This window comes from Methylotenera sp. (genome assembly GCF_030653755.1).
In the GTDB taxonomy this organism is placed as follows: domain Bacteria; phylum Pseudomonadota; class Gammaproteobacteria; order Burkholderiales; family Methylophilaceae; genus Methylotenera.
In genome coordinates this window covers 19,117-41,323 of sequence record NZ_JAURYU010000044.1, presented here as the reverse complement: position 1 = coordinate 41,323, position 22,207 = coordinate 19,117, and the positions used below count along the sequence as shown (strand labels likewise).

The window sequence follows — 22,207 nt, the reverse complement described above, 5'->3', positions numbered from 1 at the left end:
TTTAATGTTGAATAAAATTTGTACAACAATCGCAATTTAATTCCTTTTATAGACAGAAAAAGTGGTTAACCATTTTAAGCTTAATGCAAAGGTTGGCTCTTTCATTAACACTTCTATCAATAAATAGGTATATGAAAAGTTAATACTAGATAGGCAAAAAAAGTGACACAGAAAATAAGCGCGCTCAATAAAAAAGACACCAGTTGGTCTGGGCGTTTTAACGAGCCAGTGGCTGAGCTAGTTAAAAAATATACGGCATCTATTGGGTTTGATTACCGTTTAGCATCCTATGATATTGAGGGGTCAATTGCACACGCGCGTATGCTAAGTGCACAGGCTATTATTTCACAGGAGGACTTCAAAGCGATTGAAACTGGTTTACAAGAGATTCTTGAAGAAATTAACGCGGGTCAATTTGAATGGTCGCTGGATTTAGAAGACGTACATCTGAATATAGAGAAACGTTTAACCGACAAAATTGGCGATGCAGGTAAGCGCTTACATACTGGCAGAAGCCGTAACGATCAAGTAGCAACCGATATAAGGCTTTGGCTACGGACTACTTGCCAGCAGGTGATTGCAGGTTTATTTAACTTGCAAACGAGTTTGCTTGATTTGGCTGAAGCTAATTTTGATACGGTGATGCCTGGTTTTACGCATTTGCAGGTGGCACAGCCCGTGACCTTTGGTCACCATTTAATGGCGTATTACGAAATGTTGAAACGTGATATCTCACGTTTTGAAGACTGTAAAAAACGTTTAAATATGCTGCCTTTGGGTGCCGCGGCTTTAGCGGGGACTAGCTACCCGATAGATCGCGAGAACGTTGCGTCTAACTTAGGCTTTGCTGGCGTATGTGAGAACTCACTGGATGCAGTGTCGGACCGTGATTTCGCGATTGAATTTACCTTTGCCGCATCTACGGTGATGATGCATCTATCAAGGCTTTCTGAGGAGCTGATTTTATGGAGCTCACCAAGATTTGCGTTTATTGATATTGCAGACCGTTTCTGTACTGGCTCATCGATTATGCCGCAGAAAAAGAACCCTGACGTGCCAGAGTTGGTGCGCGGTAAAACTGGTCGTGTATATGGACATCTAACTGCATTGTTGACCTTAATGAAAGGGCAGCCACTTGCCTACAATAAGGACAATCAAGAAGATAAAGAGCCATTGTTTGACACCGCAGATACGCTATTGGTAACACTAGAAATCTATGCCGACATGCTACGCTTGCCTGTGATAGAGAATGGCGTGGTAGTAAAAGCTGGCTTTACCGTCAATAAAGAAAATATGCGTAAAGCCGCGAGCGAAGGCTTTGCGACTGCGACAGATTTAGCAGATTACCTCGTGAAAAAAGGCATGCCATTTAGAGATGCACATGAGGCAGTAGCCTTGGCTGTGCGTTATGCAGTAGATCAAAAAGTGGATTTAAGTGACCTACCTTTAGCTAAACTACAAGCGTTTGCTAAAGAAATCACTGATGATGTTTATGCCGTACTTACTTTGGATGGATCACTCAATAGCCGTAACCATATTGGTGGCACTGCACCATCGCAGGTAAAAGCAGCAATCGCTAGAGCGAGAAAGTTGCTTGAAAGTGAGTAGATTGTATTTTGTGTAGGAATGTTTTTAGCAATATTCGCTTTTCATTCTGGGGTTAGTGTCTGATGTTGCTTAGAGTAAATCATGTAGGTTGAACTGTCGCTGTATGGCTTCAGGTTCAACTGCATGGGTTGCTTGAGACAGTAGTTTATCCGCCTTTACTGGTCCATAATATTCGCATAGTGCAATGTAGTTAAGGTTAATGAGCTTTTGTAGGATCGTTAATTCAAAATTACACGGAAATGTTGTGTTTCTGCTGATAAACCAGTCTTTAAGCTTACGAGACTGATCACTACTTAGTTCGAGATGTGTTAAATTTCTTAATATAAAATCTATGATACTTTTCTCGGTTGTTTCATCGACAGCTGTCCATAAGGCACTCGACAGTGCGACAAATACTGAGTTCTTAGCATCAAGCACGATATTGCTATCATCATCAACCAGTGTTTGTTTACCGACCTGAGAGCCTGGGTCGGTTAAGAGTAGGGATTCAGGTGACTCTAATGCGGTAATGAGCGCTCTTAAAATTTGAGTGCGTATTCTTCTTAATTCATCAGACGTACAGCAGCGGGTAACGAAGCTTGCTAAGGCATAGGTAGGTTTTAATGAAAACTCTGTTTCCCACATGCTTAATGCCTGCGACATCTCTGTCGCATTTAAAAATGGTTTTAGGCCGGTATAAATGGCGCGTCGTCTTAATGGTAAGTTCATCTGCTACTTCTTATAATTTCTGTAGTTGTTCTAAATTCTCAGCTTTATAAGCTGCATTGTGGCTAAACTCTGGGTAGGCAATCTCACCATGTTCAGTAATATCTAAACCGCGTTGCTCATGCATGGTGCTAACACGTAAACCAACGGTTGCCTTAATTAAGCCATACATAATGAGTGCCGCAAAGAAAACCCAAATGAAAGTAGCGCTGATGCCTATTAGTTGCACAATAATTTGATCACTATTAAACATATTCCCTTTTAAGAATATACCAGCGGCTAACGTGCCCCAGACACCAGCAAAACCATGCACAGAAATGGCACCCACAACATCATCAATGCGCAATTTTTCTAATAAAAGTACACCCAACACTGAAATGGTGCCACCAATAAAGCCAGTCAGTGCGGCGTAGGGCACATCCGTTGTGGCGCAGCCTGCGGTAATGGCGACTAGCCCAGCAATACTGCCATTGACAGTATTGCTAATTAATATGGGTTTGCGCACTATGACGCTAATAAGCACTGCACCAATAGCGCCTGCTGCCCCAGATAGTTGCGTGTTAAGCACAATTAGCCCAATATTAGTGCTTGCTTCTAATGTACTCCCGGCATTAAAACCAAACCAGCCAAACCATAAGATAAAGCCACCAAGACCGAGCATGCCGATATTATGGCCAGGAATACTATGGATTTTCCCACTTTCGTTAAAGCGACCTAAGCGTGGGCCCAGTAAAATAACGCCTGCAAGTGCGCACCAGCCACCCAATGAATGTACAACAGTAGATCCTGCAAAATCAATAAATCCCATTTGTTTTAACCAGCCTTGATCATTCCATATCCAGCTACCTAACACTGGGTAAATGACCGCTGTAATGCCGATAGCACCAAATAAATAAGAGAGATAGTTTGTGCGCTCGGCCATGGCGCCACTCACGATGGTGGCGGCAGTGGAGGCAAACATGATATGAAAAAACAGCAAGGTAAATTCCCAGTCATCTCCATCACCTAACGCAAAGTGATCTGTACCTACCCATCCAGTTGCGTTACTACCAAACATCAAACCATACCCTACCAGCCAGAACAGCACGGTACCTACGCACAAGTCCATATAGTTTTTCATCATGACGTTGACAGCATTTTTGGAGCGAGACATGCCAGTTTCTAGCATGGCAAAGCCTGCTTGCATCAGAAATACTAAGGCGCCAGCCAGTACAACCCAGACACTATTGATTGCAATTGTCGAAACCGTTTCATTGGTGATTTGATTGGTGACCGCACCAGCGAAAGAGGCTGATGGAATAACTATACCTAATGTAAAACCTAGGATAGTAAGAGCGGTTAGACAAGTAATTCTTCGCATAAATAACCTATGGCGTAAATGATTGTAATTTTTTATATTTGATACGAAGCAATATGTATGCCATGGTGTAAAAGAAAGGCTCAGAATAAACAAGATGTAGCGCTGAGTGTTTGGTGCTTAATAAAAAGCGATGGCAAGCAAACCTTAATCAAAATAATTTAAAAAATATTAAATATTTTTGAACAACTGAGCATGATGATTTGTCTCTAAACGATCAACAAACCTAAATATAAGAGCGAATTAACCACGATGAGTAAACTTCTACAGATCATTTATATTAGCCGCTCTACATTTAAATCAACTGATTCATTGAATAGAATTGAGCCAAACGTTGCAAGAATTCTGGCTAAATCTAGAATAAATAATCGTAAAAATGGCTTAGTAGGTGTGTTGTACTTTGGCGATGGCGTTTTCTTTCAATGTCTTGAGGGAGATGAGACAACAATCAATCAGCTGATGAGTAAATTAGAAGCAGACCCACGCCACAAAGATTTAAAAGTGGTATCGAGGAAATATATCGATCAGCTTTCGTTTTCTGATTGGGCAATGAAATTTGCCCCAATTGATGCCAAGATAGCCCGTTTTCTGAAAGCAAACGGATTTGAGCGGTTTAATCCATATTTATTTTCAGACGAAACAGTTAGCAACTTTTTGAATGAGTTATTTTATGCGGATGATCCAACCAACTCCATGGGGGCATCATTGCTACCAAGGGAAGGTTTTGAGGCTGCTACAGTTGAGTCTGCTGGCAAAAGAACTGCTAATTTAGCATTGATGTGCTCAGTATTAGCTTTAGTGATTTCTATACTCTCGATTTTAGCTGCAAAAAACTTGATTTAGTAAGCTTCAGTGAACTAACAGCTGATTTTTATTAGGGTAGCTGGATGCGAGCGTTGGGTTCTTTACTCATCATTTAAGAAAAGCGTTAATAATTCGTTTAAATAGCGCTGACCTAATAGCGTGGGCTTGATGTAGCCATCTTGAATAATCAGCAGTTGCTTAGCTTGTGCTTGCTTGATGGCTGACTCCAGCGATATCAGGTTAAGCCCTGTATGCTGTTGAAATAAGCCTATTGGCACTCCATCAGTTAGCCTGAGCGCATTCATCATAAACTCAAACCCTAGTGCATCTCTGCTAATAACAGACTCACGCTCAACAGCATTGCCATTAAGTGCTTGCTCCATATAAGTTTTAGGGTGCTTGGGGCGAGTTTCTCGGGTAATCTTATTGTGGTAACTTAATTTGCTATGAGCGCCCGCACCAATACCTAGGTAATCGCCAAATTGCCAGTAGTTGAGATTGTGTCTAGCCTGCTTGCCATTTTTTGCAAATGCAGAGGTTTCGTAATGCTCATAGCCATGCTGTGTTAATAAGTTTTCAATCTCAATTTGCATTTCAGCACTGGTGTCATCATCGGGCAGGCTTGGCGGTGTATGATAAAACGGCGTATTGGGCTCAAGGGTTAAATGATAAAAAGAAAGGTGGTCAGGGTTCAGTGCAACGGCTTGTTTTGCATCTGCTAAAGCATCAGCTAATGATTGATTGGGTAAGCCGTACATGACATCAAGGTTAACGCGCTCAAAGGTAGTAAGTGCTAACTCTGCCGCATAAAGCGCTTGTTTATCATCATGAATTCTTCCCAATGCTTTTAAATAACCAGCGTTAAAGCTTTGTATGCCTAGCGATAGCCGATTAACGCCCGCTTGTTTGTAACCAGCGAAGTTGGAAATGTCCACTGTGCCAGGGTTGGCTTCAAGTGTAATTTCTGCATCATATTCCAAGGGCGTAAGTGCGCGTACTTGGCTTAAAATGGTGTCAATCGCCTCAGGTGAGAATAGGCTTGGTGTGCCACCGCCAAAGAATACACTTTTGATTTTTCTGCCCCACACTTTGGGTGTGGCAAGTTCTAAGTCTTTGATGAGCGCTTCTACATAGGAGGCTTCTGGGAGTTCGCCGTTTTTATGGCGGCTTTCATGTGAGTTGAAGTCACAATATGGACATTTCTGCACACACCAAGGGATATGGATGTATAAAGAAAGCGGTGGTGGGTTACTTAAGCCAGAAAGTGTTGCTGCACCAGCAAGCGGTGCTACAGTATTAATTAATTGAGGCTTAAACTCGTTAGCTGCTTTAATTTCAATAATCTTTTTAATGACAAATCACCTTGAGTGGAAACTTTTCTTAAGTAGAGTTTCACTTTTTATAAGGGTTGACGAGTGCGTCTACTAATTGATGGAGTGCGTCACGCATTTGCTGCTCTGATACTTCCATTAACAAGCCATCTTCAAGCGCATCTTGCGCAATTTGTTTTAGCTCATCAAAGTTTTCAGTCATTACTTTCACTTTTTCCGTGCATGAAACCACGCTACCATCATCTCGAATCCATTTAGGCCATGCTTGCTCTGGCTTAGTCATGACTGAGCCTTTCTAGCTTTTGTAGCAGTTTTACCATGGCATGACCACGGTGGCTAATACGGCTTTTAATGTCTAATGGCAGTTCGGCCACCGTTTTATCGGTTTTTGCATCTAAAAACAAAGGGTCGTAACCAAAGCCATCTGTGCCACGCAGTTCAGTTAAAATCTCTCCAATCCATTGGCCTTCTGCAATGATAGGCTCAGGATCGTTCTCATGACGCACAAGTACCATGACGCAGTAGAAATGCGCATGACGATTGGTTTCGCCTTGTAATGCATCTAGTAATTTCAGGTTGTTTCGAGCGTCTTGGTTCAGCGTAGAAAGTGCATCTGCTTCTGCGTATCTGGCTGAACGTACACCTGGCGCACCCAGTAGTGCATCCACGCATAGACCAGAATCATCTGCGAGTGCAGGCAGGCCAGTATGTTTGCTGGCATGGCGTGCTTTGGCCAGCGCATTTTCAATAAAGGTGCAGAATGGTTCTTCACACTCTGGCACATTCAGCGTTGATTGCGGAATGATCTCAACCGCTAGTGGGCTGAGTAGGTGCTGAATTTCACGCAACTTGCCTTTGTTGCCAGTGGCAATCACAAGTTGATTAAAAGGAAGTGCCATATGTTTAACCGAGTGCTTTGTTTTGTTCAATGATCAGCTGTTTAATGCCGTGTGCTGCTAAATCAAGCATGGCATTCATCGCCTCACGTTCAAAAGGCTCGCCTTCTGCGGTGCCCTGAATCTCCACAAAGCCGCCTTTGCCAGTCATCACTACGTTCATGTCAGTATCGCAGTCAGAGTCTTCAATGTAGTCTAGGTCTAGTACTGGGGTGCCTTTATAAACACCCACAGAAATGGCAGCGACAGCGTCTTTTAATGGTGATTCGCTGATTTTACCGCTTTTTAACAAAAATGAAATTGCATCTTGCAGCGCTACGTAAGCACCTGTAATACTTGCTGTGCGAGTGCCGCCATCGGCCTGAATCACATCGCAGTCAATTTGAATGCTACGTTCGCCCAATTTCTCTAAATCGATAATTGCGCGTAAAGAGCGACCAATTAATCGCTGAATTTCCTGTGTGCGACCAGACTGCTTACCGCGCGCGGCTTCTCTATCCATGCGGCTACCAGTTGAGCGTGGCAACATGCCATATTCTGCCGTGACCCAACCTTGACCTTTGCCCTTTAAAAAGCCAGGCACTTTTTCCTCAACACTGGCAGTGCATAGCACATGCGTATCACCAAACTTTACCATGACGGAGCCTTCTGCATGCTTGGTGTAATGACGAATGATTTCAACAGGTCTGAGTTGGTCGCAAGCGCGCTGGCTTGGCCTAATATTTTCTTGCATGATATAAATCCTGAGTTTCTTATAGTGTATAAATGTTTAAACGCGTTTGGTTTTGCGTATGGCTTGCTGAATCTCGGCAATAGTTCTTTCAATGTCATCATCAGATAGATCAAGCTTTGCCTGATTGTTCGGGCGCGTAATTGGGTTCATGATGGTGGTAGTTGAGCCCATTGGCATGGTGATGGTTGAAACTGCTAATTGGCTATGAAGTTTGTCACCCCATTGTAGCCCAATTGCACTCATGTTATCGCCTTGTTCCTTGCTGATTTCTTCTGCTTCGTCTAGCAGCTGTGTTACGTTGTCCGAAATTGAAGGACCACTTAGCATATGTTTGATTTGCTCATCAGTAATCGCTCCCCAAACACCATCAGTACATAGCAATACAGTGTCACCTTCTAATAGCTCTTGCCTATCTGAAAGCGTAATTTTTGGCGGTACGTCGCCGCCTAGGCAGCTATATACTTTATGTCGGTATGGATGCGTAGACATATCACTTTTATCTATCATGCCACGATTGTATAAAGACTGCACCACAGAGTGGTCTTCGGTACGATACAGTAAGTGGCCATCGCGGAAATGATAGAGCCGTGAGTCGCCTACATGGGCGCAATACAGCATACCGCGTTGAACGATTGCCGCCACAATGGTGGTCCGCGGTGCTTCTAGCATCTCTCGCTCTTGTGTAATCTGGTCGATCATATCGTGCACTTGCTGAATATGATCGGTTAAGAACTTGGCCGGGCTAGATAACGAAGGCATGGCTAGCCGTTGAAAAGCATCAGTCATTGTAGTCACCGCAAGCTGAGCTGCCACCTCGCCGTGGCGATATCCGCCCATCCCATCTGCGACCACTAAAAGTAATGCATCTTTGCTATAAGAGTAAGCGAGCCTGTCTTGGTTATATGGCCGCGGGCCTTGGCGGCTATTCTGGAAAATTGTAAATTTCATTGTGATTTATTGCTGCTAAGCGATATCGATTTATTTAGAACACTCATCATTCTATGCACTAGGCCTGTCTTTTTATCGGTCTTGGGCATGTTTTCCAGCAATGATTTTTGTAGTGAAAAAACACTTTGAGGGCGTTTAAGATAATCCAGGCTTAAGCATTTATCGATGATTTGCAGTAAGTCCTGCGAATAATGGTCTTTGCCTATTTTTACGGCGGGTACTAGTAAATCATTCTTGATGCGCTGATTCGCGGCAAGTGGTGATGTACGTGTCAAGCATGAGTACATGGTGGCGCCAATGCTGTAAATGTCGCTCCATGGCCCCAAAAGCTTTCTATCGTAATATTGCTCTGGTGGTGCAAACCCTGGCGTGTAGCTTGGTGAGATTTTGGCTTGATTTTCAGTGAGTGCCTGACGAGATGAGCCAAAGTCCAGTAGTACGGGAGAGCCGTCTAAACGAATATAAATATTGGCTGGTTTAATATCCAAATGTAGCAGTTTTTGGGTATGTACTTCACGCAACCCGTTCGATAGCTCGCTAAAAACACGCCGTATGAATTTTTCTGACACAGGTCCAGGCTGGCTGAGTATATATTCTTGTAAGGATTTGCCTCGCTCGTATTGCATCACCATGTACACGGTTTCATTGGCTCGAAAGAAATTAAGCACCCGCACAATGTTTTTATGTTCAATTTTAGCTAATGCCAAACCTTCATCAAAAAAACACTTCAAGCCATGCCTAAATAAAGCAATATCTTCTGCATTAGGCTGCACCGTGGCGCTATCCGCACGTATTGCAATAGAAGTAGGTAGATACTCTTTAATCGCTACCGTGTTCTTTTCTTTATCGCGTGCTAAATAGACAAAACTGAAGCCACCAGAGCTTAACACTTTGGTGATTTCATAGTCATGCAACTGGTAGCCAGTCGTTAACGCTAAATTCGCTGAGGTTAAATGCTTTGTAGAGGTCACTTTTAAGTTTATTTCTTTAATGATATTGACCATTAAGCCTGTATGTCGCTTGCGCGCAACCTTACATTTTAATGACTGCTTGCTTTTTATCCGTATTGACTACAGCAATATAGCGCGTAATGGACTGAAATTAAAGTTTTTTGATAGATTGTTTTGATTAAACACAATTATTACGCATATAAAAAAAGCGGCTAGACTGCAATTTTTAGTGATTAGTGGTCAGTATTTGATAACATGGTGCCAATTTATTTTATTCATTGGAAAATCTTAATATGATTTTTAGCATGACAGGTTTTGCCGCATTAGAACAGCCGATAGAAAACGCCACGCTCTTATTGGAGCTGCGGGCAGTGAATAGCCGCTATTTAGATATGCACTTTAAACTGGATGAAAGCCTTCGAAGTTTAGAACCTACGATCAGAGAACTGCTCTCTGCACATCTAAGCCGTGGAAAGCTTGAGTGCAAAGTGCATTTAATACAGCGGGCACAATCAAATCAAGCACCTCAGCTTGATGAGCAGCTCATGCAACAATTAGCGACTTTGCAAGCCAAGACGCAAACATTATTCCCTGAAAGCCGCCTACTCAGCGTGGCAGATATTTTGCGCTGGCCTGGGGTGGTGATGCATGATGAATTAAGCCAAGCTTCATTGATAGAAGATGTAAAACAATTAGTAGCGCGTGGTTTGCAAGACCTTAACGCATCTCGGCAGCGTGAGGGTGAGAAGTTAAAAGCATTGATTTTAGATCGATTACAGCAAATTGAAGTCTTGGTTGCTAAGGTGAAGCCGCTATTACCTGAGCTAAACAAAGAGTATCAGTTAAAGCTCGAAACTAAATTACATGAAACTTTAAAAACCATCGATCAAGATCGTATTGCTCAAGAGTTAGTGCTGTTTGCACAACGTATTGATGTAGATGAAGAGCTTAGCCGTTTAACTGCGCACATTTCAGAAGTGAAACGTATTTTAAATAGTGATGCGCCTGCGGGTAAGCGTTTAGACTTTTTAATGCAAGAGTTGAACCGCGAAGCAAATACACTAGGCTCAAAATCAGTGTCAGTGCATACGACACAAGTATCCATGGAGCTTAAAGTGCTCATAGAGCAAATGCGCGAGCAGATTCAAAATATTGAGTAAAGCATGAAAGCTGGGTACTATCTAAATGCTCAGCTATACCTTAGCTAGCTTGCGTTTTTTTGTACGGGCACCATGCCCGTACAAGCAGGCTTGCTACAACCACACCTTAATTAAGATTGATTAATCTAGTCACTTACTACCCCATGCTCAGGCGCTAGGCTTTATTTCATCACCACTTCTTGTTTTACATAAAAATTTCGCACATTTATATTGCGTAATCTGTATCTGCCATTTATTCATGCACCTATTATGGGCGGTGTCGCCTATAAATCCTTGGTGTGCTTTGTAACCTTATGATTTGTTTATATTAATTATCTGGTACGACCCTTGCTTAAGTCTTAACCATCAAGGGAAGGCTTACATCATGAAAAAATCACAACCGCAATTTTTTAATGAAATGCAACTAGACATCGCTGCGAATAGTGCAGACGGCGTTCGTGAGATTTATAAGGCTTATCACCAGTGGCTTAAACATGTGCCACATCATCAATTAAATAGTAAGCGCATGGAAGCCGAGTTGTTATTTCGCCGTGTAGGGATTACCTTCAATGTTTATGGTGAAAATGACGGCGCTGAGCGTTTGATTCCATTTGATGTGTTGCCGCGGATTTTGTCCGCAAAAGAGTGGCGACATTTGTCTACTGGCTCCATTCAGCGGGTGCGTGCGCTGAATATGTTCTTGCACGATATTTATCATGACCAAGATATTATCAAGGCGGGCATTATGCCAGCGACCATTTTAGCCAATAGCCAATATCGCCCAGAAATGTTTGGGGTGGATGTGCCTAATCAAATTTATGCGCATATTGCGGGGGTTGATTTGGTGCGTACCAGTGAATCCCAGTTTTATGTGTTGGAAGACAATTTACGCACACCGTCAGGTGTGTCTTATATGTTAGAAGATCGCAAAATGATGATGCGCTTGTTTCCTGAGCTGTTCCGTCAGTATCCGATTGCCCCTGTTGAGCATTATCCGCAAGTGCTGCTTAATAATCTGCGTGCCGTTGCACAAACCAATGTACAAGAACCAACGGTGGTGGTGTTGTCGCCAGGGGCATACAACAGTGCTTATTTTGAGCATGCGTTTTTAGCGCAACAAATGGGTATTGAGCTGGTGGAAGGCCAAGATTTATTTGTGCGTAACAATGCCGTGTATATGCGCACTACCGAAGGGCCGCAACGTGTGGATGTGATTTATCGCCGCATTGATGATGATTATTTAGATCCGTTGGTGTTCAACGCTAACTCTATGCTCGGTGTGCCTGGTTTGCTTTCCGTATATCGAAATGGTGGCGTGACACTTGCTAATGCCGTAGGTACGGGTGTTGCTGATGATAAGGCTACTTATATCCATGTGCCAGCCATGATTCGATTCTATCTAGGCGAAGAGCCACTACTAGAAAATGTGCCGACCTATGAGCTGAGTAAAGAAGATGATTTAGCTTATACCTTAGCGCACCTAGATGAGTTGGTGGTTAAGGAGGTGCAAGGTTCTGGCGGTTACGGCATGTTGGTAGGTCCTGCGGCTAGCAAGCAGGAGTTAGACGAGTTCCGCTTGCGTATTATCTCTAGCCCCGCCAGTTATATTGCACAGCCTACATTAGCACTTTCTACTTGCCCAACCTTAGTGGAAGAGGGGATCGCGCCACGGCATGTGGACTTAAGGCCGTTTGTGCTTTCTGGAAAAACCTGCACTTTAGTACCAGGTGCCTTGTGTCGCGTAGCAATGAAAGAAGGCTCTTTGGTGGTGAATTCATCGCAAGGTGGCGGCACCAAAGACACTTGGGTTCTGGAAGAAGAGGTTGAAACACCCAGCAAGTCTAAAACCAATCAAGTAGAGGAAATGGTATGTTAAGTAGAACGGCAGATCATCTTTATTGGATGGCACGTTACATTGAACGCGCAGAGAATATGGCACGGGTGCTAGATGTCACTTATAACATGTCTTTAGTGCCTAACGCGGCCGAAAGTGAAGCGGCTTTGTGGCTACCTGCGTTAGAAATTTCTGGCAATGTAGATGCGTATGAGCGTGATTACTTTAATGAAACACAGCAGGAATACACCGCAGCAGGGGTGATTCATTATCTGGCGATGGATATGAATAACCCATCCAGTATTTATAGCTCATTGCGTAGTGCGAGGGAAAATGCGCGTGCGGTGCGGGTGGCGATGACTTCCGAAACATGGGAGAACATCAACTCATTGTGGTTAGAGTTTGGTCAGTTCTTTGGTCAAGACCTATCGCAAAGTGGTTTGAGTGAGTTTTGTGATTGGGTGAAAGCGCGCTCGCATTTATTTAGAGGCGTGTGTTTTGGCACCATGTTGCGTGATGATGCATTCAGTTTTGTGCGTTTAGGTACTTTTATTGAACGTGCGGACAATACAGCACGTTTACTGGATGTGAAGTATCACTTATTATTGCCAGAGCAGGAAGAAGTAGGTGGTGCGGTTGATTATTACGAATGGAGTGCAGTATTACGTTCAGTGTCGGCATTTCAGGCATACCAGAAAATATTTAGCGATACGATTGAGCCGTGGCGTGTCGCAGAGTTGTTGGTGCTCAGGCGCGATATGCCGAGGTCTTTACACGCTTGTTTTGATGAAATCACTTCAATTTTAGAGCAGCTTTCTAGCTCACGTGCCACTGAATGTAGGCGAATGGCGGGTGAGCTGCATGCCAAGTTACGCTTTGGCAAAATGCGCGATATTTTTCAGCATGGGCTGCATGAGTTTTTAAGTGAGTTTGTGAAAGCTAACAACAAGCTTGGTGTCGAAGTGCATAAAACCTTTTTAAGCATTTCTTAACTCAATTTAGGCACTTAACATGTTACTTAATATCGAACATCACACGCGCTATGCATATAGTGAAGATGTGAATTACACCATACAGGAGCTACGGTTAACGCCGCAACATGGTTTTGGTCAGCATGTCAGGCACTGGGAAATTAAGGTGAATGGTGAGTTGCAGCCGTCAGAAGATGCTTACGGAAACACAGCTCATACTTTAGTGGTAGATGAGCCACATTCTGAGATCTTAATTATCGCCACGGGGCAGGTTGAAACAGGGCTTGATGTGGTGTCGCAACACTTAGCATTGCCTTTGCCTATTTATCTTCGCGATACGCCACTTACTCAAAGTAGTGTAGAGATACTTGCGTTTGCTAAGCAGTATCAACAACCGCATCGCCAAAATGATGCGCTAGAAGAAATGATGCATGCTTTATTGTCGCGAGTGCAATATATCAAAGGCGCAACACAAGTAAACACTTCTGCCGTTGAGGCATTTTCTTTAGGTCAAGGTGTCTGTCAGGATCATGCACACGTCTTTATTGCGTGCTGTCGTGCCATAGACCTGCCAGCACGGTATGTCAGTGGATATTTGTTTACAGAAGATGGTAGCTTAATGCAAACCCATGCATGGGCAGACGTGTTTGTAGCAGGCGAAGGATGGCAGAGCTTTGATGTGTCAAACGGCTGCCGTGCGGGTGAAACCCATGTGCGTTTGGCAACAGGGCTGGATTACCGAAGTGCTAGCCCAGTCAGCGGCATGCGTTCAGGCGGCGGGGTTGAGGGTATGGCATCTAGCGTGATTGTTAATCAGGCAGGCTTGCTAACTAGTCAGCAGCGCAAGGTGAATACAGCATTATTGTTGGAGCAAGCACAATTAAGCAGAGAGGAACTTTCTCAAGCTGCGATGGTTAAACAATCACAACATGCACAACAGTAATTTTTAGAGATAGTGCTTAAACCAGTGTTTCAAACAGCGTTTCAAATGAAAGAACGGTCACAGATGAAAAAAACTGCCCAGTCACTAGCTTTCAAGCGTCACGGTGACAAAGAAAACTCCACTTTTTTTGAAGAAAACCTGATTCGCTTGTTAGAAGAGCGCGACGCGCTAGGCTTAACTGCCATGATTCACGAAATCGATGCGCTGATGATTTCAGTTGACCCTGAAAATGCCATTCAATATATCGCTGAATTGGCCTTAATGACGCCTTATCATTATCTAGTCACGCTAGAAAGTGAACAGCACTTAACGCATATTTTGCGTGTCGATTTAAATTCGCCCGATATTTTATTGCGTGAGGTCAAAGACCCCAACATACGTGGCATCTTTAGAAGCCTGAACGAAATTTACCCGATAGGTGCAAAAAAACCTAACAGCCGTTATATGGGTGAGATTTTGCGCGTAAGTAATTTGCACAATGTGGTGGAACTACAGCAAGCACGTGATTTTCGGTTTTTCAATCAAGATGAAATCCGAAAGTTAGAATTTCCTGGCAACCTTGCAGTGGGCAAACCATCGCCCTATACCCATAATGTTGTGGCTTACTTGGAAAGAGCGCCCGATGAAACGCGCGTGTACTCACTAGGTTTAAGTACCATTTCGCCAGAGGCGCAAGCTGCTTACGAAAGTGCAAAAGCCTTGCAAAACAAGCTGGGGATTAGCGACTTGTTGTTACCGATCGATCATCTTGCAACGCGCGTGTATAGCCAAAACCGCGAAGTTGCCATTTTGGAATATCTATCATGGTCTAGCTATTACTTCTGGGGTGCTTACAATATTAAAGACCAAAACTCATCCACCAACGTCACAAAAAGCACGCATGCAATACCAGAATCCAAAAGCCCTGCAAAAGTGTTTACAGCTAACAATACCCCGTATTTTATTAATCATTTAGAACACTTACCATCACCCACCGAGACTTTTGTGCGGAACTATGGCCCACGCTTGCACCACATGGCAATTTCAGTAAAAGATGGTGAGCGTCATGGAAAAGAGCACATCGACATTGTCGTCGATGCCATTGCGCAAAACGGTAAAGGCTTTTTGTTAGATGTCATCGGCTCCAAGGAACAAGGGCTCAAGCAGATATTCTCGAATGCTTCCGAGCATTCTTCACTCATTATCGAATACGTACAACGTTATGGCGGATTTGATGGATTCTTTACTAAAGAGAATGTGGCGAAGCTCACTGAAGCCGCTGGATTTATGTAATCGTTCGTTTTTTCTCAGATAATAATCACATTAGGTGCATGCCCCGTCATAATGAGGCATGCAATTCTTCCTTGCAGTTTTTTGGCGAGAGAGTAAGCAAAATGGTATGATTAGCATTCTTCCAAATTAAACAAAAATTATGACTTATTGTGTCGGTTTATTACTGAAACAAGGATTGGTGTTGGCTTCTGATACGCGCACTAATGCAGGTGTCGATCAGGTGGCTTCTACGCCTAAAATGCATATTTTCGAGATTAAAAATGAGCGTGTGATTGTGTTATTAACGGCTGGTAATCTTGCGATTACACAATCGGTGGTGAATGCACTTAGAGCGCGAGTTGAAGAAAGTGCAGAAGATAGTAAGCACTTACATAATGTGGGGAGCTTGTTTGATGTGGCGGGGTTGGTTGGAGCTGAGTTAAGGGCAAGTTTTGAGCGTGATGGCGAGCACTTTAAAAATCATAATATCGATTTTAATGCCAGTATCTTGGTAGGTGGGCAGATTAAAGGTGAAAAGCCACGTTTGTTTAATGTGTACGCTGCGGGTAATTTTATTGAGACTACACAAGAAACGCCTTATTTCCAGATAGGTGAAACTAAGTACGGTAAGCCGATTATTGATCGTGTGGTAGAGCAAGATAGCGACATCATGGATACGGTGAAGTGTGTGTTGATTTCTTTTGACTCCACTATTCGCAGTAATGTGTCTGTGGCAGCACCGATTGATTTACTCATCTATCGAGTGGATAGTCTGCATGCTGATTGCCATCAGCGCATTTCAGACACTGACCCATATTACTTACAAATCCGCCAAGGCTGGTCCGATGGCTTGCGTTCAGTATTTAGCGCATTACCAAGCCCTGACTGGTGTTAATCTAGTGAGCTAGGTTATTTTAACGAATATATTGTTATAGAGAGTCTTAATTGAATGGTTCCAGGTAATCTTTACATCATCACCGCGGCATCAGGCGCAGGTAAAACTAGCCTGATTAAGGCATTGCTTGCCGAAGATGCGCATTTGAGGCTATCTATCTCTCACACCACGCGCAAGCCACGCCCAGGTGAGCAAGGTGGCGTAGATTATCATTTTGTAGATGATGCTATGTTTTTGCAGATGTTAGGTGAAGCAAAATTCTTAGAGAGTGCAGAGGTGCATGGCGCACGCTATGGTACTTCGCAGTCTGCCGTAGATGCACCATTACAAGCCGGCCATGATGTGATTTTAGAGATTGATTGGCAAGGCGCGGAGCAAGTGCGTCGTTTATTTCCAAATGCAATCAGCATCTTTGTGTTGCCGCCTTCTATCGAGACACTAGAACAGCGCTTGAATAGCAGAGGCCAAGACAGCCAAGAGACAATCTCTAAACGGGTTGCAGCCGCACGTGCCGAAATGCGCCATGTGAGCGAGTTCGATTATGTTACAATTAACAACTATTTTGACGTAGCGTTGCAGGACATTCGCGCTATTATCCGCGCACAGCGCTTAGTAGGTACTGCACAGTTGCAACGTTATGCCAGTTTGATTCAAGCGCTCACATAATTCATTGCGTTTGTTTAGTCTTTTAGTTATTAATTTTGTTTATCATTAGGAAATACCATCATGGCACGTATCACGGTAGATGACTGTTTAGAAAAAATCCCAAATCGCTTCCAATTAACTCTAGTGGCTGCTTATCGCGCTCGTCAGTTACATAACGGCGCAGAGCCACAAGTTAACGTGCAAAACACACGCGATAAAACAACGGTAATCGCATTGCGTGAAATTGCTGCAGGCAAAATTGGTGTGGAAATTTTAGCGCGCGGACATGCTTAAGTTTGCTTAACATTGGCATTTATTAATTTTTTCATACAACTAGTGAAACTGACATGCCAAAAGCCGCAAACAATCTTAAAGCGGAATTATCAAAGTTAACATCGGCTCCCTTGCTGCCTGCGGACAGCGAGGATTCGGCCTTAAGTATACGTCTTCAGCAGTATTTAAAACCTCAAGATATCGAACAAGTATGGGATGGCTATCGCTATGCCTATGCCGCCCATGATGGGGTAGTCCGTAAAACGGGCGAGCCTTATATCACGCACCCTGTGTCCGTTGCTTGTATTCTGGCCGACCTGCACATGGATGTGCCTACCATTCTCGCTGCGCTATTACATGATGTAGTAGAAGATACCGCCATTACCACGCTCGATATTAAAGAGAAATTTGGTCCTCAGGTGGCTGAGTTAGTGGATGGTGTAACTAAGCTAGATAAAATTGAGTTTCAAAGCGCGAGCCAGGCACAGGCTGAGAACTTTCGCAAAATGTTATTAGCGATGTCGCAAGATGTGCGCGTGATTTTAGTGAAGCTGGCAGATCGTTTGCATAATATGCAAACGCTTGAGGCGATGCGACCAGAAAAGCAAAGGATTATTGCTAAAGAAACGCTGGACATCTATGCCCCGATTGCCAATAGGCTTGGCCTGAATGAAGTCTATCAGGCTTTAGAAGATTTGAGTTTTAAGTATCTTTACCCCATGCGTTATAACGCGATTTCTAAAGCGATTATGGCCGCGCGTGGCAATCGTAAAGAGGTCATTAGTAAAATATTAGACTCAATTAAAGAGCAGTTACTTAGTTTTAATATTGAAGCGGAAGTATCAGGGCGCGAAAAGCATCTTTATAGCATTTATAAAAAGATGACAAGTAAGGCAACGCCGTTCTCGCAGGTCTATGATATCTATGGCTTTAGAGTGGTGGTGAAAGACTTGCCAAATTGCTACTTTGCGTTAGGTGCTTTGCATGCACTGTTTAAGCCTATTCCTAGTAAATTTAAAGACTATATTGCAATTCCTAAAGCCAATGGCTATCAGTCATTGCACACCACTTTGTTTGGCCCATTTGGCACACCGATAGAAGTGCAAATACGTAGCGCTGATATGCATAATATTGCAGATGCGGGTGTTGCTGCACATTGGCTTTATAAGGCAACAGATGCCCAACTTACCGCGTTACAGCAACAAACGCATCAGTGGTTACAGCGCTTGCTTGATATTCAAAGCGAGAGCGTAGACTCACTCGACTTTCTTGAGCATCTCAAAATTGATTTATTTCCTGATGAAGTCTATGTGTTCACTCCTAAGGGTTCGATTTTGGCATTGCCTAAAGGCGCCACGGCAGTTGATTTTGCTTTTGCGGTTCATTCGGATATCGGCAATAGTTGCGTTGCTGTGCGGATTAATCACGACCTTGCACCATTACGCACGGAACTTCATAACGGTGATCATGTTGAAATTATTACTGGTTCATTAGCCAAACCTAATCCAGCTTGGCTTAATTACGTAGTAACAGGCCGCGCACGTGCACATATCCGCCATTTCTTGAAATCACAGCAATCTACTGAATCTGCACATTTGGGCGAGCGCATGCTGAATCAGGCATTACGCGCCTTGCATGTTGATCCTAACCAGATTTCAGAAGATCATTGGCAAAAGTTGATTCGTGACTATGGCGTTAAGAAAAAAGTTGAAATACTTTCTGATATTGGCCTTGGTAAACGCCAGAACGTGATGGTGGCACATCAGTTGGTAGCGATGACTGATGATCATGTGGAAAAGCATACTAAGTTGCCAGCTACCTCATTAGATACCATCACTATTCGTGGTACAGAGGGCATGGCCGTACAATTTGCACCTTGTTGCAGACCTATCCCTGGGGACCCAATTTTAGGCTTTATCAATAAAGACAAGGGGTTGGTGATTCATACGCACGATTGTCCTAGTGTACGTAAGTTTAAATTAGACCCAGATAAATGGTTGGACGTTGAGTGGGAGCCTGAAAGCTCACGTTTATTCAAAACCAATTTGAATTTAACTGTGGCAAATCAGCCTGGTATGTTGGCTCAAATCGCTTCAGGCATTGCGGATGCTGGCTCTAATATTGATAACGTCAGTGTTGAAGAAGCTGATGGCAGCGCCTATGCCAATTTATATTTTACCGTGCAGGTAAAAAACCGCGTGCATTTGGCCGAGCTCATGCGCGGCCTTCGTAAGATACCTGATGTGGTGCGTATTAATCGCACTAAAGGTAATGTTGCCAATAATGGCAAAAATTCGAATGCAAAAGTACAATAATTGCTACGCATTATTTTTTTAACAAAGAGTGGTTTAATTAAATGACAACTAATACAAAACAAATTATCCAAACACAAGGCGCACCTGCGGCGATTGGTACTTATTCTCAAGCCGTAAAAGTAGGTAATACCGTTTATATGTCTGGCCAAATCGGCCTAGACCCAGAAACCATGCAAATGGTGGAGAGTATTGAAGCACAAATCCACCGTGTGTTTCAAAATCTTAAAGCGGTAGCTGAGGCTGCGGGCGGTAGTTTGACTGATGTAGTAAAACTCAATATTTTCCTCACAGACTTATCTCACTTTGTTTTAGTGAATACCATCATGGCTGAGTATTTTAGCCAACCTTACCCAGCACGTGCCGCTGTTGGTGTCGCTTCATTACCGCGTGGCGCGTTAGTTGAGGCTGACGCTGTGATGGTGGTATAAAGTTAAAACTTGCCGAGGATAAATGTGGGTAATGCCGACGTAATTTAGGCGAGTTATGTATTTAACTTGTATATTTATCCTTGGCTAAAATCTTCAATGTGACACAGCTCAGTCAAATTAAAGCGTTTAGCAAGCCCTTAATTGCCAATTTGGCAAAGCTTGGTATCGCTAATTTACAAGGCTTATTGTTGCATTTGCCACTGCGCTATATTGATGAAACGCATGTGGCAGCCATTCGTGATTTACGCATAGGTGAATCTGCGCAGGTGGAGGGCGAGATTGTCCATGCGGAAGTCACCTATAAGCCCCGTAAGGCACTTATTGCCAGATTAGAAGATGCAAGTGGCCAGCTCACTTTGCGTTTTTTGCATTTCTACCCCAGCCAAATCAATGCGCTTAAAATCGGCTCTAAACTACGTGTTTATGGCGAAGTGCGTCATGGATTCTTTGGATATGAAATGGTGCACCCGACCTGCAAGGCCGTGGGTGAAAAAACCGTAGTTGCTGAAACCCTAACGCCAGTTTACCCAGCCGTAGCAGGGCTTGGTCAAGCAAGTTTACGTAAGGCGATACGCATCGCGTTGCAACAAGCTGATATGCATGAGACTTTACCTGCGCAAGTGTACGCAAATTTAGATATGCCAAGTTTTAAGGCCAGTCTAATTGCCTTGCATCATCCAAGCCCTGATGTCGATTTGCGAGCGCTAGACAATAAGACCACAGTACACTGGCGGCGCTTGGCTTTTGATGAGTTGCTCGCACAGCAGCTATCCATGCGCAAACATTATGCACGGCGACGCAGTGTAAGCGCGCCACAATTTAAGCCATCCAAACAACTGGTTTCTGCTTTACTAAAAAGTTTGCCATTTGCTTTAACTGGTGCGCAGCAAAAGGTGGCTTTAGAAATTGAGCGAGACTTAACGCAAGCACATCCAATGCAGCGCTTGTTGCAGGGGGATGTTGGGAGCGGTAAAACCATAGTGGCCTGCATGGCAGCATTGCAATGTATGGAAAATGGCTGGCAAGTCGCACTAATGGCGCCAACCGAGATATTGGCTGAGCAGCATTATCGAAAAATGCTAAGTTGGTTGCTGCCATTAAATATCAAAATCGCATGGCTCACTGGTAGCCAAAACAAAAAAGATCGCGAGGCTGCGCTTGAATCTATTGCAAATGGAGAGGCAAAATTAGTTGTCGGCACGCATGCGCTGTTTCAAGAAGCGGTGCGTTTTAAAAGCTTAGGTCTGGCGATTATTGATGAGCAACATCGATTTGGCGTACATCAGCGTTTAGCATTGCGCCAAAAAGGCCAGCCAGAGCCACATCAGTTAATGATGTCTGCCACCCCGATACCACGCACTTTGTCCATGAGCTATTATGCTGACCTTGATGTGTCAGTGATTGATGAATTGCCACCTGGGCGCTCGCCTATCGTGACGAAAATAGTTTCCGATGCTAGACGCGACGAAATTTTGCAGCGCGTGCGTGAGGCGTGCTTGCAGGGCAATCAGGCCTATTGGGTTTGCCCTTTGATTGAAGAGTCTGAAGCATTGCAGTTGGCAACCGCCAATGACACTTACGCCTTGATGCAAAATGAATTCCCCGAACTTAAAATTGGCTTAGTACATGGGCGTATGAAACCATCAGAAAAGCAGGCCGTGATGGCTGAGTTCAGCGCAGGGCATTTGCAGCTTCTCGTTGCTACCACTGTAATTGAGGTCGGAGTAGATGTCCCCAATGCCAGCCTGATGGTGATCGAGCATGCGGAGCGGATGGGATTGTCACAATTGCATCAACTACGCGGACGTGTAGGTAGAGGTTCTGCAAAAAGCACATGTATCTTGCTCTACCAAAATAAGCTGTCTGAAACCGCGCGTGCACGCTTGAAAGTGATTTATGAAAGTAATGATGGTTTTGCCATCGCACAGGCAGATTTGCAGATTCGTGGCCCTGGTGAGCTATTAGGTGTGCGTCAAAGTGGTGTGCCGATGTTGAAGATTGCCGATTTAGAACGTGATGTGGATTTGCTGGAGACCGCAAAAGTAATGGCAGATGCATTGCTTAAAAACTACCCTGTAGAAGTTGAGCAACATTTAGATCGCTGGATGAGTAGTGCGGGAGAGTTGGTAAAGGTGTAGCTAGATAACAGTGGAATCCATGAACAACATGCGATAATTCTAG

General features: G+C 43.8%; 21 protein-coding genes. 13 read left to right on the top strand and 8 right to left on the bottom strand.

Annotated elements, in window-relative coordinates; all coding sequences use genetic code 11:
- Window positions 1-162: 162 nt before the first annotated feature.
- A complete protein-coding gene (gene argH / locus Q7U33_RS07795; RefSeq protein ID WP_304859432.1) occupies window positions 163-1,608 on the top strand; it encodes an argininosuccinate lyase in 1,446 nt (481 codons plus the stop codon).
- A gap of 69 nt (window positions 1,609-1,677) precedes the next feature.
- On the opposite strand, the gene Q7U33_RS07790 is transcribed toward argH, so the two are convergent.
- Complete coding sequence (locus tag Q7U33_RS07790) at window positions 1,678-2,316, bottom strand: hypothetical protein (protein ID WP_304859430.1); 639 nt, start codon at window positions 2,314-2,316, stop codon at window positions 1,678-1,680.
- A 10-nt stretch (window positions 2,317-2,326) separates the two neighbouring features.
- On the bottom strand, window positions 2,327-3,673 hold the full coding sequence (locus tag Q7U33_RS07785; protein ID WP_304859428.1) for an ammonium transporter: 1,347 nt from the start codon (window positions 3,671-3,673) through the stop codon (window positions 2,327-2,329).
- A 249-nt stretch (window positions 3,674-3,922) separates the two neighbouring features.
- On the opposite strand from Q7U33_RS07785, the gene Q7U33_RS07780 reads away from it, so the two are divergent.
- Window positions 3,923-4,513, top strand: a complete 591-nt coding sequence (locus Q7U33_RS07780; RefSeq protein ID WP_304859426.1) for a BLUF domain-containing protein — start codon at window positions 3,923-3,925, stop codon at window positions 4,511-4,513.
- A gap of 62 nt (window positions 4,514-4,575) precedes the next feature.
- On the opposite strand, the gene hemW is transcribed toward Q7U33_RS07780, so the two are convergent.
- From hemW to Q7U33_RS07750, 6 genes are all read right to left on the bottom strand, one after another.
- Window positions 4,576-5,775: a radical SAM family heme chaperone HemW gene (gene hemW / locus Q7U33_RS07775; protein ID WP_304859533.1), complete on the bottom strand. Its 1,200-nt coding sequence runs from the start codon at window positions 5,773-5,775 to the stop codon at window positions 4,576-4,578.
- A gap of 91 nt (window positions 5,776-5,866) precedes the next feature.
- Window positions 5,867-6,088 carry a hypothetical protein gene (locus Q7U33_RS07770; RefSeq protein WP_304859423.1) on the bottom strand — a complete coding sequence of 74 codons (222 nt, stop codon included), beginning with the start codon at window positions 6,086-6,088 and terminating at the stop codon, window positions 5,867-5,869.
- A complete protein-coding gene (gene rdgB, locus Q7U33_RS07765) occupies window positions 6,081-6,704 on the bottom strand; it encodes an RdgB/HAM1 family non-canonical purine NTP pyrophosphatase (RefSeq protein ID WP_304859421.1) in 624 nt (207 codons plus the stop codon). The genes Q7U33_RS07770 and rdgB overlap by 8 nt, the downstream gene beginning before the upstream one ends.
- 4 nt (window positions 6,705-6,708) lie before the next feature.
- Window positions 6,709-7,434, bottom strand: a complete 726-nt coding sequence (gene rph, locus Q7U33_RS07760; RefSeq protein ID WP_304859418.1) for a ribonuclease PH — start codon at window positions 7,432-7,434, stop codon at window positions 6,709-6,711.
- Between the two features lie 36 nt (window positions 7,435-7,470).
- Window positions 7,471-8,382, bottom strand: a complete 912-nt coding sequence (locus Q7U33_RS07755) for a PP2C family serine/threonine-protein phosphatase (RefSeq protein WP_304859416.1) — start codon at window positions 8,380-8,382, stop codon at window positions 7,471-7,473.
- The gene (locus tag Q7U33_RS07750; protein WP_304859414.1) at window positions 8,379-9,386 is read right to left on the bottom strand and encodes a serine/threonine-protein kinase; all 1,008 of its coding nucleotides are present in this window, start codon (window positions 9,384-9,386) and stop codon (window positions 8,379-8,381) included. Before Q7U33_RS07750 ends, Q7U33_RS07755 begins: the two co-directional genes overlap by 4 nt.
- A gap of 239 nt (window positions 9,387-9,625) precedes the next feature.
- On the opposite strand from Q7U33_RS07750, the gene Q7U33_RS07745 reads away from it, so the two are divergent.
- The 11 genes from Q7U33_RS07745 to recG all read left to right on the top strand — a co-directional run bounded on the left by Q7U33_RS07745 (window position 9,626) and on the right by recG (window position 22,164).
- Window positions 9,626-10,492 carry a YicC/YloC family endoribonuclease gene (locus Q7U33_RS07745; protein WP_304859411.1) on the top strand — a complete coding sequence of 289 codons (867 nt, stop codon included), beginning with the start codon at window positions 9,626-9,628 and terminating at the stop codon, window positions 10,490-10,492.
- A 364-nt stretch (window positions 10,493-10,856) separates the two neighbouring features.
- On the top strand, window positions 10,857-12,347 hold the full coding sequence (locus tag Q7U33_RS07740; protein ID WP_304859408.1) for a circularly permuted type 2 ATP-grasp protein: 1,491 nt from the start codon (window positions 10,857-10,859) through the stop codon (window positions 12,345-12,347).
- Window positions 12,341-13,297: an alpha-E domain-containing protein gene (locus tag Q7U33_RS07735; RefSeq protein ID WP_304859406.1), complete on the top strand. Its 957-nt coding sequence runs from the start codon at window positions 12,341-12,343 to the stop codon at window positions 13,295-13,297. Before Q7U33_RS07740 ends, Q7U33_RS07735 begins: the two co-directional genes overlap by 7 nt.
- A gap of 19 nt (window positions 13,298-13,316) precedes the next feature.
- Complete coding sequence (locus Q7U33_RS07730) at window positions 13,317-14,219, top strand: transglutaminase family protein (RefSeq protein ID WP_304859404.1); 903 nt, start codon at window positions 13,317-13,319, stop codon at window positions 14,217-14,219.
- 63 nt (window positions 14,220-14,282) lie between these two features.
- A complete protein-coding gene (locus Q7U33_RS07725) occupies window positions 14,283-15,491 on the top strand; it encodes a hypothetical protein (RefSeq protein ID WP_304859401.1) in 1,209 nt (402 codons plus the stop codon).
- 139 nt (window positions 15,492-15,630) lie between these two features.
- Window positions 15,631-16,365 (top strand): proteasome-type protease, encoded by a 735-nt coding sequence (locus tag Q7U33_RS07720; RefSeq protein WP_304859398.1) that lies wholly within the window; start codon window positions 15,631-15,633, stop codon window positions 16,363-16,365.
- Window positions 16,366-16,419: 54 nt separating this feature from the next.
- On the top strand, window positions 16,420-17,031 hold the full coding sequence (gene gmk, locus Q7U33_RS07715) for a guanylate kinase (protein WP_304859395.1): 612 nt from the start codon (window positions 16,420-16,422) through the stop codon (window positions 17,029-17,031).
- A gap of 60 nt (window positions 17,032-17,091) precedes the next feature.
- On the top strand, window positions 17,092-17,304 hold the full coding sequence (gene rpoZ / locus Q7U33_RS07710) for a DNA-directed RNA polymerase subunit omega (RefSeq protein WP_019896547.1): 213 nt from the start codon (window positions 17,092-17,094) through the stop codon (window positions 17,302-17,304).
- Window positions 17,305-17,357: 53 nt separating this feature from the next.
- Window positions 17,358-19,598: a bifunctional (p)ppGpp synthetase/guanosine-3',5'-bis(diphosphate) 3'-pyrophosphohydrolase gene (locus tag Q7U33_RS07705; protein ID WP_304859392.1), complete on the top strand. Its 2,241-nt coding sequence runs from the start codon at window positions 17,358-17,360 to the stop codon at window positions 19,596-19,598.
- 41 nt (window positions 19,599-19,639) lie between these two features.
- Window positions 19,640-20,026 carry a RidA family protein gene (locus tag Q7U33_RS07700; protein WP_304859390.1) on the top strand — a complete coding sequence of 129 codons (387 nt, stop codon included), beginning with the start codon at window positions 19,640-19,642 and terminating at the stop codon, window positions 20,024-20,026.
- Window positions 20,027-20,124: 98 nt separating this feature from the next.
- Entirely contained in the window at window positions 20,125-22,164 is a 2,040-nt protein-coding gene (gene recG / locus Q7U33_RS07695) for an ATP-dependent DNA helicase RecG (RefSeq protein ID WP_304859388.1), read from the top strand.
- The last annotated feature ends 43 nt before the right edge of the window (window positions 22,165-22,207 follow it).

Coding starts and splice junctions, on each gene's coding strand:
- Q7U33_RS07780 (WP_304859426.1), top strand. CDS start 3,923: ATGAGTAAACTTCTACAGATCATTTATATTAGCCGCTCTACATTTAAA.
- rph (WP_304859418.1), bottom strand. CDS start 7,434: ATGCAAGAAAATATTAGGCCAAGCCAGCGCGCTTGCGACCAACTCAGA.
- Q7U33_RS07730 (WP_304859404.1), top strand. CDS start 13,317: ATGTTACTTAATATCGAACATCACACGCGCTATGCATATAGTGAAGAT.
- Q7U33_RS07745 (WP_304859411.1), top strand. CDS start 9,626: ATGATTTTTAGCATGACAGGTTTTGCCGCATTAGAACAGCCGATAGAA.
- Q7U33_RS07755 (WP_304859416.1), bottom strand. CDS start 8,382: ATGAAATTTACAATTTTCCAGAATAGCCGCCAAGGCCCGCGGCCATAT.
- Q7U33_RS07720 (WP_304859398.1), top strand. CDS start 15,631: ATGACTTATTGTGTCGGTTTATTACTGAAACAAGGATTGGTGTTGGCT.
- rpoZ (WP_019896547.1), top strand. CDS start 17,092: ATGGCACGTATCACGGTAGATGACTGTTTAGAAAAAATCCCAAATCGC.
- rdgB (WP_304859421.1), bottom strand. CDS start 6,704: ATGGCACTTCCTTTTAATCAACTTGTGATTGCCACTGGCAACAAAGGC.
- Q7U33_RS07750 (WP_304859414.1), bottom strand. CDS start 9,386: ATGGTCAATATCATTAAAGAAATAAACTTAAAAGTGACCTCTACAAAG.
- gmk (WP_304859395.1), top strand. CDS start 16,420: ATGGTTCCAGGTAATCTTTACATCATCACCGCGGCATCAGGCGCAGGT.
- Q7U33_RS07735 (WP_304859406.1), top strand. CDS start 12,341: ATGTTAAGTAGAACGGCAGATCATCTTTATTGGATGGCACGTTACATT.
- Q7U33_RS07705 (WP_304859392.1), top strand. CDS start 17,358: ATGCCAAAAGCCGCAAACAATCTTAAAGCGGAATTATCAAAGTTAACA.
- Q7U33_RS07785 (WP_304859428.1), bottom strand. CDS start 3,673: ATGCGAAGAATTACTTGTCTAACCGCTCTTACTATCCTAGGTTTTACA.
- Q7U33_RS07790 (WP_304859430.1), bottom strand. CDS start 2,316: ATGAACTTACCATTAAGACGACGCGCCATTTATACCGGCCTAAAACCA.
- Q7U33_RS07770 (WP_304859423.1), bottom strand. CDS start 6,088: ATGACTAAGCCAGAGCAAGCATGGCCTAAATGGATTCGAGATGATGGT.
- Q7U33_RS07740 (WP_304859408.1), top strand. CDS start 10,857: ATGAAAAAATCACAACCGCAATTTTTTAATGAAATGCAACTAGACATC.
- Q7U33_RS07725 (WP_304859401.1), top strand. CDS start 14,283: ATGAAAAAAACTGCCCAGTCACTAGCTTTCAAGCGTCACGGTGACAAA.
- Q7U33_RS07700 (WP_304859390.1), top strand. CDS start 19,640: ATGACAACTAATACAAAACAAATTATCCAAACACAAGGCGCACCTGCG.